Source organism: Coleofasciculus sp. A1-SPW-01 (assembly GCF_040217205.1).
In the GTDB taxonomy this organism is placed as follows: domain Bacteria; phylum Cyanobacteriota; class Cyanobacteriia; order Cyanobacteriales; family Coleofasciculaceae; genus Coleofasciculus; species Coleofasciculus chthonoplastes_A.
In genome coordinates, this window is sequence record NZ_JAVJNP010000152.1 from 1 (window position 1) to 12,823 (window position 12,823).

9 protein-coding genes and 1 pseudogene are annotated in these 12,823 nt (G+C 45.6%); 3 read left to right on the plus strand and 7 right to left on the minus strand.

The features are described 5' to 3' along the window. On the plus strand, positions 1-3,922 hold a 3,922-nt coding region (locus RH949_RS23165), incomplete at its 5' end, for an Ig-like domain-containing protein (RefSeq protein ID WP_446356460.1). Positions 3,923-4,172: 250 nt separating this feature from the next. Here the strand turns inward: RH949_RS23165 and RH949_RS23170 are convergent. The 5 genes and pseudogenes from RH949_RS23170 to RH949_RS23190 form a co-directional block, all read right to left on the minus strand. Next, complete coding sequence (locus RH949_RS23170; protein WP_446339831.1) at positions 4,173-4,781, minus strand: Uma2 family endonuclease; 609 nt, start codon at positions 4,779-4,781, stop codon at positions 4,173-4,175. A gap of 138 nt (positions 4,782-4,919) precedes the next feature. Continuing rightward, positions 4,920-5,291: a hypothetical protein gene (locus tag RH949_RS23175; protein WP_446356462.1), complete on the minus strand. Its 372-nt coding sequence runs from the start codon at positions 5,289-5,291 to the stop codon at positions 4,920-4,922. A gap of 376 nt (positions 5,292-5,667) precedes the next feature. Beyond that, complete coding sequence (lysS, locus tag RH949_RS23180; RefSeq protein ID WP_446356464.1) at positions 5,668-7,218, minus strand: lysine--tRNA ligase; 1,551 nt, start codon at positions 7,216-7,218, stop codon at positions 5,668-5,670. 430 nt (positions 7,219-7,648) lie between these two features. Then, positions 7,649-7,996 (minus strand): annotated as a pseudogene (locus tag RH949_RS23185) (HNH endonuclease); the annotation flags it as partial. 3 nt (positions 7,997-7,999) lie between these two features. Then, positions 8,000-8,272, minus strand: a complete 273-nt coding sequence (locus tag RH949_RS23190) for a hypothetical protein (protein ID WP_446356491.1) — start codon at positions 8,270-8,272, stop codon at positions 8,000-8,002. A gap of 649 nt (positions 8,273-8,921) precedes the next feature. Here RH949_RS23190 and RH949_RS23195 point away from each other — a divergent pair. Beyond that, positions 8,922-9,905: a hypothetical protein gene (locus tag RH949_RS23195; protein WP_446356466.1), complete on the plus strand. Its 984-nt coding sequence runs from the start codon at positions 8,922-8,924 to the stop codon at positions 9,903-9,905. Further along, positions 9,865-11,271 carry an eCIS core domain-containing protein gene (locus RH949_RS23200; protein ID WP_446356468.1) on the plus strand — a complete coding sequence of 469 codons (1,407 nt, stop codon included), beginning with the start codon at positions 9,865-9,867 and terminating at the stop codon, positions 11,269-11,271. The genes RH949_RS23195 and RH949_RS23200 overlap by 41 nt, the downstream gene beginning before the upstream one ends. A gap of 312 nt (positions 11,272-11,583) precedes the next feature. Here RH949_RS23200 and RH949_RS23205 read toward each other — a convergent pair whose 3' ends face one another. Both RH949_RS23205 and RH949_RS23210 read right to left on the minus strand, forming a co-directional pair. After that, entirely contained in the window at positions 11,584-12,468 is an 885-nt protein-coding gene (locus tag RH949_RS23205; RefSeq protein ID WP_446356470.1) for a nucleoside hydrolase, read from the minus strand. 5 nt (positions 12,469-12,473) lie between these two features. Then, entirely contained in the window at positions 12,474-12,785 is a 312-nt protein-coding gene (locus tag RH949_RS23210) for a hypothetical protein (protein WP_446356472.1), read from the minus strand. Positions 12,786-12,823 lie beyond the last annotated feature (38 nt).

Genomic DNA, 12,823 nt, shown 5'->3' on the forward strand with positions numbered 1-12,823 from the left:
TGGGAATCCGGTAACATCGGTAGCTGCCGATGAAAGAGTAACTCTGTCTTGGACAGTATTAAATAGTAGTACCACGGCAACGGCAGGAGCCAATTGGTGGGATAGAGTCTATATTTCCCAAGATACAACCCTTGATAGTTCAGATGTGCGGTTGGTGAACCAATTTATCAACTCACATACACCGTTAGCGGCGGGAGATGACTATACCATTAACCTCAATGCGACTATTCCGGAAATCGCCACAGGGAATTACTTCTTCCTGTTTAAGGCTGATGGGAATGAGCAACAGCAAGAAACCGATGAAACTGATAATATTACGGCGATTCCGATTCAGATTAGTCCGCCTGCTGACTTAGTAGTCAACTCCGTAACCGCACCAGCAACAGCCAACTTTGGCGATACCATTACTATTGATTGGCAAGTTGCCAACTCAGGAATAGGAACGGCTACCAGAACATGGCGCGATCGCGTCTTTCTTTCTAGTGATAATACTATCAGTACAGATGATACTATCTTACTGACAGAATTTGCTCCGACGACTCTCGCGTCAGGTCAAACCTACAATCAGTCAGTATCCGTTACTTTACCCTTAAATAACTCCATCACAGCGGGGACTTACTTCCTCTTGGCTGAGACGGATAACCTTGAACAACAGTTCGAGACGAACGAAACCAATAATGTTAACCTCAGCCAAATTGAACTGACAATTCCGCCAATACCAGACTTAATTGTTAGTGACATTAGCGCTCCAACTACCGCTGTTTCAGGACAAGGAATAGGGGTTTCTTGGACATTGACGAATCAAGGAGATGGCACAGCTAGTGGCACTTGGACTGACCAAGTTTTCCTGTCTGATAATCTAACCGTTGGTAACGATCAATTCCTCGATTCCTTTACCTTTACGGGGACTATTGCACCCGGAGAATCGATAACTCGCACCCAAATAGTAACTGCGCCAATTGATTTAGCAGGCGATCACTATTTCGTTGTTAACACGGATACAAATAACCAAATCTTTGAGTTTACTGAGGACAATAATAACAGCGCGATCGCTGACCAGGTAATCAGCTTAGAATTGTTCCCTACTGCCAACCTGCAAGTAACCGGTGTTACAGCGCCGACAACAGCCTTCTCTAGTCAGGAAACCGTTATCGAATGGATTGTCACCAATAGCGGCACAGCGGCTACCAGTACACCGATTTGGACGGATCAAGTCTGGTTATCTCTAGACCAAATCTTAGATAACAATGATACGTTATTGGGTTCAACAACGAATCCCAGCTCCCTAAATGTAGGCGATAGTTATAGTAATAGTCTTACCGTTACGCTACCCCAAGAAATTGATGGTGATTACTTTTTTATTGTCCAAACTGATGCCGGAAATCAAGTCTTTGAATTAAATAACGAAACTGACAATAATGGAGTTAGTCAAATCCTCACTATTAATGACGTTAACGAATCGCCCACAATTACCTCTAACCCTACAGCTAACCTCGATGAAAACACGACTCTAGTTACCACCATTACTGCCACTGATCCTGATGGCGATATTCCTACCTTCTCGATTACTGGAGGAAGCGATAGTAGTTTATTTACCCTTGACGCCAACACCGGAGAATTAAGCTTTAACAACGCTCCCAACTTTGAGTCTCCCTTAGATGCCGATGGGGATAACAGTTACGACGTAGAAGTTACGGCTGATGATGGTAATGGCGGTAGCGATAGTCAAACCCTCACGATTACTGTTAATGACATTAACGAATCGCCCACGATTACCTCTAACCCTACAGCTAACCTCGATGAAAACACGACTCTAGTTACCACCATTACTGCAACTGATCCTGATGGCGATATTCCCACCTTCTCGATTACCGGAGGAACCGATAGTAGTCTCTTTACCCTTGATGCCAACACAGGAGAATTAAGCTTTAACAACCCTGCCAACTTCGAGACTCCCCTAGATGCCGATGGAAATAACAGTTACGACGTAGAAATTACGGCTGATGATGGTAATGGCGGTAGCGATAGTCAATCCCTCACGATTACCGTTAACGACATTAACGAAACTCCCCTCGCTAACAACGATAACTTCAGTACGGATGAAGCTACCGCCTTCACAACTGCCAATGTTTTAGACAACGACAATGACCCCGATTCTAGCGATACAATCAGCGTTTCTAACCTTGATACCACAACCACTTTAGGTTTAGTCATCAATAACGGTGATGGCACATTCTACTACGATCCAAATGGTCAATTTGAATCCCTCGCTGTCGGAGAAACAGCTATCGATAACTTTAGCTACACAATCGACGACGGTAACGGCAACACTGACACCGCTACCGTTAACATTACCCTCAACGGCGTTAACGATATTCCCATTGCCAATGATGATAATTTCACCATCAACGAAGACTCTGCTTTCACCACAGCCAACTTCTTAAACAATGACAGCGACATCGACAGCAATGATACTCTTACCTTCGCCAGTCTCGATACCAGCAATACCCTCGGCACCGTCACGCTGAATGCCGATAATACCCTCACCTACAACCCCAATCATGCCTTCGCTTTTCTTACCCAAGGAGAAACCGCTACCGACAGCTTTATCTACACCCTAGACGACGGCAACGGTGGCATCGATACCGCCACAGTCACCGTAACCATTAATGGTAGCAACGACGCACCCACCCTGAGTACCATTAACAAATCCGGGGATGAAGACACGACGATTTCCTTCACGGCGACTGACTTTACCACTGTATTTAATGATCCCGAAGCAGACAGTCTCAGTCACATTAATATCCTATCTCTCCCTGCTAACGGTATCCTCCGCTTAAACGGTACCGCCGTAACCCCAGGGGAAACTATTGCGGCGATCAACCTAGATAACCTCAGCTTTACTCCCGATGCCAACTTCAATGGCACCACTAGCTTTATCTGGAATGCCTCGGATGGTTTCCTATTTGCTTCGGGTGCAGCCGTTAATCTTACGATCGAGTCGGTGAATGATAACCCAGTGAGTGGAGATGATAATGCTACGACTCTAGAAAATACAGCCGTAACTATCGATATCCTGGCTAATGATAGTGATCCGGTAGAAGGAGACTCTGTATTTATAGACAGCTTTGATGCCATTTCCCTTTTGGGTAGCACAATTAGCCAAGATGATAACGGCACACCTAATGACTTAACTGATGATCAACTCGTTTATACGCCTGAATTTGGCTTTGTCGGCACCGATAGCTTCACCTACACAATCTCCGATGGCAATGGGGGAACATCCACCGCCACTGTGGATGTCATCGTCGAACCCATCCAGGATATGACTCTCTTGGGCACTCCCCTAGACGATACCCTTGTCGCTAATATCGGTGACGACACTCTCTTCGGTTTCACGGGTGAGGATATCCTGAATGGAAAAGCTGGCGATGACTTTGCCGACGGTGGTGCCGATGATGATCAGCTTCAGGGAGAGGCTGGAAATGATACCCTTCTGGGTAACTCAGGGAACGACTTCCTTGATGGCGGAGAGGATGATGACATCTTAGACGGCGATACCGGAGATGACATCCTGCTTGGTGGTTTAGGTAACGATACCCTCAACGGCGGTGCGGATCGTGACTTCCTCAGTGGGGGAGTAGGAGACGATCTCCTGGATGGTGGCACCGGTAGCGATCGCCTATTTGGTGGTGCTGGTGCCGATAAGTTCCTGTTACAATCTGGTACGGGAGGGGATCTGATTTTTGATTTTAGCGATGGTGAGGATTCATTTTTACTCACCGATGGTCTAACCTTCGGGCAGTTAAGTATTATATCTAATGGTTACAGTACCTTAATTCGTGATAATGACACCAGTGAAATATTGGTGACAGTTTTAGGTGTATCGGACTCTTTAATTACTGAAGCTGACTTTACATAAGATGGCAGTTAATGAGGTCGTACTTTATCCCAGTAGACACATCCCTGAAGTCCACTACACCCAGTCTGAAACCAGAAACATAAGCTTTGTTGGTAATGTAACGCACTTGCTCAGAATCTATGCAGAAGCACAAAAGGTGTCTAAAGCTTCTGTGCAAAAATCAACTTAATAGTGACTGTATGGACAGGATGCGATCGCTCCCTACTTCAGCATCCTCACGCTTGCAGTTTATCGGGGCGATCGCATCTCATTAGTTTTCTTCAGCGCTAGGAATCACTCCAGCCCAAATAATCTGCTCACTTGTCAGAGTCAACTCTGGGAAAGTGCCTGAAACAATCTGCTCAGCACCAACGAACTCCATACCTTCATACAGTTCCTCAACCAGGGTAAAAATCGTCACCTTTGATGTCAGTGGGTCAACGACCCAGTATTCTGGAATGTTTAAAACGTTGTACTCAACCCGCTTAGCCCGATAATCTGCGGTCTTTGTCGATTCGCTAACGACTTCTATCACTAAAATCGGAGGGGGTTCGTTGAGTTCAATAACAGCCTCACGGGTTCTTAATTCGCGCCACTGCTGGCTAGGAATAATAGTCAAATCGGGAATGCGAGAGGTATCCCACTTGCCAGCACGAGGCGATCGCACACCAATCGCCACGGGTCTAACAATCCAGTCGCGTCCGCTACGCCCGATCTCAGCATCGATTTGCCGATAGAGAAAGTCAATGATTTCTCCATGTTGCCCGGTGCCAATACTCATTGCTACTAATTCCCCGTTCACCAACTCATAGCGGGTATCAGTCCCGTCTGAGTAGGTCAGATACTCTTCAAAGGTTAGCTTCTTAGTCGTTACAGTCATGATCGCCCCCTTCGGAGCATCTAGTTCGGTAGGCTTTTCCCCAACTTTAGCAGAGCATTGCGGAACTAGGTTTCAAATGCCGTTGGCACGACCTTGCGAGCGATCGAACTCACCAATAAGCAGTCAAATAGCAAAAAGTTAAAGTTTACCCTCTTGCAAAACGCCAATTTTAGGTAACTCCTTCCACTCCGGCTCAATCGGTGAATAACGGCAATAACACACAACAATCTCATCATACTCAGCCGAGTCAACCGACTTGAATCGCTCAACTCGGCTCACTTCCCAGTCAGACCAACGAACATGAGTGCTAGCATCCGGGAAGTTTGGATCAACCGACTCTTCAAAACGAGCAAACTCACGCGGGCGATCGCCTGGTTCTGGCAACATCTTATCAGAACAATCCAAATACTCAGCCAGCATCCGGGTTAAGTGTGCCGCAGGTTGCAATTTGCGTTCCTTCCACCCCTTTGATGAAGCGGATTCAGTTTTGAAAACAATCCATCTCTTCACAAGTTATTTCTCCCTCTCATGTTTGGGTTCATAGGGACTAGGTGGGAACTCGGTTTCACCCTCAAAAACACAGTCAACCTCAAGCATCGGATCGCCAGTTTCCTCAATCCTGACAAGGTTCCAGCCGTACTTATCAGCCATGTCCTCACACTTATCAGGGTCAGTTGCGCCATGCCGTGAGACGTTCTCATCCGGGTCGTACCGTGGGCTTCTGGTCATTGGTCATTGATACTTCATTGTAAGTTAGTTTATACCAAGTTGCAGTCTAAGGTAGAATCTGTCATGGTTCGCGAAATCCTTCCCTTCTGCCTTCTGCCTTCTGCCCTCTGCCTTGTCTCAACCGATTGTGTAAGTATTCCAACGGACATGATATCACTCAGGGTGCAGGAGAACCATCGCGGCTGCTACTCTTGAGCAACGGAAACGCAATCACATCCCGAATACTCGCCGAATCCGTTAACAGCATCACCAAGCGGTCAATACCAATTCCTAACCCCCCTGTAGGTGGCATTCCATACTCTAACGCCGCGAGAAAGTCTTCATCAACCCCTTGGGCTTCCAAGTCTCCAGCCGCTTTCCGCGCAGCTTGCGCTTCTAAGCGTTCCCGTTGATCAATCGGATCAGTTAATTCAGAAAAGCTATTCGCCGTTTCTCGTCCAGCAATAAATAACTCAAAGCGTTCCACTAATCCTGGCTTGGAACGATGAGGTTTTGCCAGAGGCGAAATTTCAATCGGGAAATCAACAATAAATGTGGGCTGAATCAGGGTTTCCTCACATTTTTGCTCGAAGCATTCATTGAGCAGTTTTCCTAGGGATGGACAGTCTTCTACGCCTTCAATCCCAACTTTTTTAGCCGCAATTTTTGCTTCATCGAATGTCTTGAACTGATTAAAATCTAACCCTGTCACTTCCTGCACCAACTCATGCATCGTGACGCGACGCCAGGGCGGTGTGAAGTCAATTGTCTCACCTTGATAAGTAATTTCCAGAGTTGTCAAACTCTCTTGAGTGACGGTAGTAATTAAATTTTCCGTCAACGTCATCATGTCGTTATAGTCGGCGTAAGCCTGGTACACCTCAATTGAGGTAAATTCGGGATTGTGGCGCGTGGAAATTCCCTCGTTTCGGAAAATTCGCCCCAACTCAAATACTTTTTCAAATCCGCCGACAATTAACCGCTTCAGGTGGAGTTCTGTGGCAATTCGCAGGTACAACTCCATCTCTAGGGTATTGTGATAGGTGATAAAAGGACGGGCTTCTGCACCGCCTGCTTCTGTACTAAAGACAGGGGTTTCAATTTCAATAAAGCCACGATCCTCTAAATAGCGGCGAATGGCGGCGGTAATTTTAGCACGGCGGCGGAAGGTTTCCCGAACGGTGGGATTCACCATCAAGTCCACATAACGCTGACGATAGCGCTTTTCGGTATCGGTGAGACCATGCCACTTATCGGGTAAGGGTAATAGGGATTTGGTCAGGATAGCATATTCACTGACGTAGACGGAGAGTTCCCCTTTATCGGTGCGCTTAATTGTCCCCTTTACGCCTAAAATGTCCCCAATATCCGTGAGTTGCTTGAGAGGGGTGAATGGATTCGGCAGATCTGTCATAGTTGCCGTAATCCGCTTTTTGTCCAGATACAGTTGAATCGTTCCAGTTTCGTCTTGGAGATTGAAAAACGCTAACTTGCCAAAGACACGACGGGCTAAAATACGACCTGCGATCGCGACTTCAAAGTCAACTTCTTCACCATTCCCTAGATCCGCGAACTTCTCTTGCAGTTCAGCCGCCTGGTGAGTAGACTGCCAGTGATAGGCATACGGCTCAATTCCCAACGCTTTAAGCTGTTGGACTTTTTCCAAACGGGTAGCACGAATTTCTTCCAGAGTGTTTTGGCGATCGGGTGGGGACTGCTCAGGGGACATAATAGGGAACTGCTCGATGCTAATCTTGTAGGATATCGGAAATCTATCTTAACATTCGATAGAACAGATAACCGGAGCCTGACGCGATCGCACCGAACAACCCGATTCTCGCCCTGATGTAACCGAACACGGTAAATCAATCTAGAATACGCGATCGCTTCAGATGGCAAGTGCTATCAATTTTCTAACTGAATTGGATCGCCTGGTGGTGGATGTCGCCCTACAGCTTTGTCCGCCGCGCGAATATTAATGACTCTTTCTCGATTTAAGGCTAATGCTGTAAGCTGTTCGGCATTTAAACCTTAATATCAATAAGGGCGAAATTCTTGTAGTGCGTTTAGCGAAGCCATGCCGCAGGCTTTAGCGAAGCCATGCCGCAGGCTTTGCATCTTGCTCGCTACCCATTCCCAATTTAAATGCATGACAGCTTAACCGTTGTCCGTCCAACTGGGGTTAAACCGATGATGAATAGTCCATCCGCTGACCAAATAAATTGATTACTCCAATTATCTTGTCTGGGGTTAAACAGGGGGACTTCTGCCTCTGACTGAGGATCGATAGCTGTCATTCGATCTGATTTCTTGCGGTTACAATGGAAGCAAGCTAAAGCCAAATTGTCAAGAGTATCAGCTCCATTTTTCGCGAGTGGAATGATATGCTCGATAGTAAAGGTTACATATTGCCATTGTTCAGAAGCATGACAGTATTCGCATAAAAGATTAGCCCGCTGACGAACTTGGTATTGGATCGTTTCAGGAATTGGACTACGAGCAGACATCGTTTATAAATCGGATTGATTTTGGTTTAAATAAAGATTGCGAACAGTCCGATTTATAAAACTGAGATAGTCATCAATTTCTTCATATAAATCTAGTTCTTGTTCTTCTTCAGTATTGAGTGGTAATTTTTGTTGTTTCTCTAATAGTGTGTTAATCCGTTCTTGAACAGTAATGGATGCCCGAAATAGAGGAATTCCTTCAACTAATTCAATGCAAACCGCTCCTTCAACAGGGAAACTATTTGGTAAATTGTGCAATTTAGGTAAAGCTAGCATATTTTTTTTGTGTCGTTTTTCAGGTTTAATTATAAGTGTCACAATAGGGTGACAGGCTAAATTTGAACGTAATCCTTGGGCGTCAATCCCCAGATGCAGATGCATGAAACTCTCACAAGCGGGTGTGGCTTGTCGAGACGTGCGAAACTCTATCATCCATAATTTGGCTAAAGAGTCCTGTCAACTTCATGAGATTCAGCCCATGTTGCCACATTGACGGCGCAAATCGTCCCACCGTCAACGCTACCCGCAAATCCCAGGGTAAGGACACTAAACATACATTGAAACTAATAAACGGCGTTTATCTAATGTCGTAATTACCCTGACGACCACTATCTTAGGAAATTCATCGATACTAATCTTGTATGATGCTAGAAATTTATTTTAACATTGGACAAAGAGATGCTCAAAAAAGCACGCGATCGCAGCGAACAACCTGATTCTCGCCATGCTATAACCGAAGGCAGCGAGCATCTTGCTCGCTACCCATTCCCAATTTAAATATATATGTACTAATTCCAGTCAGTTTAACAAAACTTATTCAGTTTACAGCATAAATTTGATCACAATCGAGTTGATTTTCAGCCATAAGCGGATACAATAAAGGAATTCTGAAGCAGAATCACCGCTAGTGTTGGGGCAGTCGGCAATGTCTTCTCACGAACACCTCTGGAAAAAAGGCTTCTCTAAGCCCAATTCGACACCTGTGCCGAATCCCTTCAAGATACAGAGGCGTCGTGTCAAAGCCTTATCACCAAATTTATCGCAACAGGAGAAACTACAGCTCAAACAGCAAGCTGATCAAATCTCCCAGTTAGGTTACAATACCCAAAACATTCCGACTAGAGTTCCAGATACCACAACCGTCGCGAATCCGAGTCAGTCAAAATCAGGTGAGGTGACGCATCAGCCGACAACGCCAGCCGCCGATGCTGTAGATATTCAAGCAGATGCATTAGAGGAACAAGAGCAAGAAGAAACTCAAGAGCGCGACGAGATTTCTTTAGCATCAGCCTCCGATGGTTCCGCATCAGATGGTACTATCCAGCGTCAGGAAATATCCGACAGTGAAGCCAAGGAAATCCCTGAACCCCAGGTAAACAGCGTAGAAAATCCAGAAGAAGACACTGAAATCCAAGGGAAAGCGCAACAACCCGCTCGTAATTTCCTAGAACTCCCCATCAACGCTCCGGGTACATCGCCATCTTCGATACAAAGACAGGTTAACTTCACAGGATTAGGCAATTCGATTCAACAGCAGCCAGTTGAAACAGAGGAAAAAGTTGAGTCAGAAGCTGAGGAAGAGTCGCTAGAGTCTGATGAAACTATCCAGCGACAGGAAATACCAGACGCTGAAGAAGATAAGATATCATCGAGTGAACCTCCAACCGTTCAACACCAATCTGAAACACCTGACACACCTGCTCAAGAGACAGAAAAATCAGAAGACTATCACAATTTACTCGAAATTCCGGTAAACGTTTCAGGTACACCATCATCCTCGATTCAGAGACAGGTTAATCTAGGCAAGTTCACAAATTCCTCTTCTCAGCAAATTCAACCCGCTTCTCACCCCAAATTAAATAAACTCAATGCTTTTAAAACTGGCGAATTCATACGAGCAGGAGATTGAACAGAAACGGGGAAGCGGACAGCCAATTTCCAATAAAATACGCCAGCCAATGGAGCAGGCGTTTGGGGCGGATTTTAGTCAAGTTCAGGTTCACACTGACAGTAAGTCGAATAAACTGAATGAGTCAATTCAAGCCAAGGCATTCACCACAGGTACAGATATCTTCTTTAAACAGGGAGAATATCAACCGGACAATCAGCCAGGACAGGAATTATTGGCGCATGAATTAACTCATGTTGTGCAGCAAAATGGTAGTCAAGTTCAGGCGAAAACTGATAGCCAAGTTGCGACAAAGGGAAATAAGTTACAGACAAAAGAACGGCTGGTATCCGGTTTTCCGACACAACTGAAAATCCAACGTCGAGAAAATCCCCAAGAACAAACAGTAAAAGAAAATAAACCCCAACCAGCACAACCCACTCCCGCACCCGCGCCAGAATCAGGTGGTGAAATGGCTCCAGCCACTCCCCAGGTAGCTAATGAAGGTGGGAGTGCAGCACCGGGGGCTGGTGGCGGAGCAACATCTCCCGCTTCCCCAGAAGCCGATCCCGGATTCCAAGCCGTGGTGAGTCAGGTGGAGGGGGTTGCCGAACAAGAGCGACAACATGATCCAGCCGAATCCGAGTCTCAGGAAGCCCAAGATGCAGCGCAATCACCTGATAATGAGGTAGAGAGCCAAGCCCAAGATGCAGCGCAATCACCTGATAATGAGGTAGAGAGCCAAGCGCAAGATGCTCAGGTTCAGCAAATGGATCAGCAGGAGCCAGGAACCTTCAATGGGGAAGCGTTCAAGGCGGCGTTGCTGGAACGAATTGCGGCGATTACTCCCACCAATCAAGAAGAAGCCGAACAATTCCAAAACAATAATCAAATCGATTCAGTCAGGCAAGAGGTATCCTCACAAGTTACCCAGGAACAGGAACAAGCCGCAGGAGGTATTCAAGATACAGTCGAGGCAGAACCGGATACCAGTAGTATTGATGCCAGAGAAGCCACAGCGCTAGAGCAGCCAGAGGCGGGAGAGCCAACCGATGTCAATGCCGAGGGAGCTGTTCCCCAACCAAGGAGTGAGGCTGAAGTATCTGCACCGCTACAGGCAAATAGCCAAGAACTCGACCAGCAGATGGCGGCAGAAAATGTCACCGAGGAACAACTGGCGAATTCTAATGAACCCGAATTTATTGCCGCACTAGATGCCAAGAAACAAGCACAGGATCATGCGGCGACAGCACCCCCCGCCTATCGCGCCGAGGAGCAAGGGATATTAAATCAGGGGCAAACTGAAGCTCAAACCATGGCTCAAACCCAGTTAGGGGACATGCATGGTCAACGGGAGCAACGCATACCAAATTACTCCCGAAGGTGAGACAACAGCAAGAGATATCATTATGGACTTGAATGCTGGAGTCTATAGGGGTTTGCTGCCTGATATATAGCAATCCTAAATAGGATGAAACAAGCGAAAAGCTCGAAAGCCAGGTATAGCAAGGGTTTCATTTTTGAAAATTGCCACAACCTAAATAGGATTGCTATATTCTAGATTAGAATTTCTGACAAAGCTCCTTCGCATTTATAGCAACCGCCATAGCGGTTAGGACACATCATTTATGTTCCAGACGCGCCATGGCGCGTCTCTACAATGGTGCCGAAAGTTCTAATCGATGTGTCTACTGCTATATCAATAGGAAGTTAACGTTTGGACAAACTTGTTGTGGTCATAATCCGTAATAATCCATGTTCCAGTTCCAGGAGATAGCTTTGCTCCCCACTGACTATTTTGATAGTATAGATCAACTTCAGCCCAAATCCCGATCGACTCGTCAATCGCACAGCAAGCAGCTAAGGGATCGTGGAACCTTTTCCCAGCAGGTTTTTTTTTCAGGTAGACATCCATACCTTTCCAAATATAGAAAAAAGCCAGACTTTGATCCCGGACTGCCGCGAAATGATTGTGCATCTTTTGGTCGTAGTAAACTTTATGGCAAACGTTTTTTGAAACAAAGCGCCTAATACCAATACCTGAATATTCTAAAGTAATCAAAGCAGACTTTGGATCGCCGTTAAGGTTATAACTAGGACAGGTTACCATCCCTTTAAATTTATCTAACTGCTGTTCAGGAGGAACCACGCCTTCACCAGCAAATCCACCTTGGGCGACTAAACGACCTAGCCTAAAAGCATCTCGACCACTACCTGAACCACAGGCAATAGCTGCTCCAAGGTTTTTCAGAGGGGCACCTGTAACAAGGGTTGTATTCTCATCACAACACTTTAGCAGGACTTCGCTCCCTGGTTCAGCGTCCCAGGAGGGGGGAATGTCTCCGTAAACTTTGTAGTGCCATCTAGAGACACAGTGCTTATCATGTTCAATATTGTATGCGCCTACTGGAATATTTAAGCTGAACCATTTACAAAGGGCTTGTCGAACCAGTCCAATTTGATCGGGTGCGCCAGGAGTGACTGTCACTGCCTTAAGATTAACTTGAGGATGTCCGATCAAAAACAATAGGGTAAGGAAATCATCAGGATCGCTGGTTTCCATATCCCAAACTATATCTATCATCTGTGTCAAGAATCTACTCTGATATAATACAAGCATTCCATTATACTATCAAAGTTTATCGTACTGTTTTCCAAAGGTTGTACCAATGAATATACAAAAGGATATTTGCCGTGAGTAACGTCTAAAAATTTATCTCCTATTAATTTTTCTTCAACATCAATTTTATTTTCTATTAGCAGCAATTGATAGCCTTGTATTTGCTTGTTGTTGTATATTTTTTTAAGTTCTTCCTTTGACGTTTGGATTATTTTTCTACACAGTTCTAAAATTCCAACAGAATCATAATGGACATATTCATGAGCAAACTGACTAATCATTTTTATCCTGCCTAATGGGTTGATAGTAAACACGCATA

Bases quoted from the DNA above. Each gene is read 5' to 3' on its own strand.
- RH949_RS23210 (WP_446356472.1), bottom strand. From the start codon at position 12,785: ATGATTAGTCAGTTTGCTCATGAATATGTCCATTATGATTCTGTTGGA.
- RH949_RS23195 (WP_446356466.1), top strand. From the start codon at position 8,922: ATGTCTTCTCACGAACACCTCTGGAAAAAAGGCTTCTCTAAGCCCAAT.
- RH949_RS23200 (WP_446356468.1), top strand. From the start codon at position 9,865: ATGCTTTTAAAACTGGCGAATTCATACGAGCAGGAGATTGAACAGAAA.
- RH949_RS23190 (WP_446356491.1), bottom strand. From the start codon at position 8,272: ATGCTAGCTTTACCTAAATTGCACAATTTACCAAATAGTTTCCCTGTT.
- RH949_RS23205 (WP_446356470.1), bottom strand. From the start codon at position 12,468: ATGATAGATATAGTTTGGGATATGGAAACCAGCGATCCTGATGATTTC.
- lysS (WP_446356464.1), bottom strand. From the start codon at position 7,218: ATGTCCCCTGAGCAGTCCCCACCCGATCGCCAAAACACTCTGGAAGAA.
- RH949_RS23170 (WP_446339831.1), bottom strand. From the start codon at position 4,781: ATGACTGTAACGACTAAGAAGCTAACCTTTGAAGAGTATCTGACCTAC.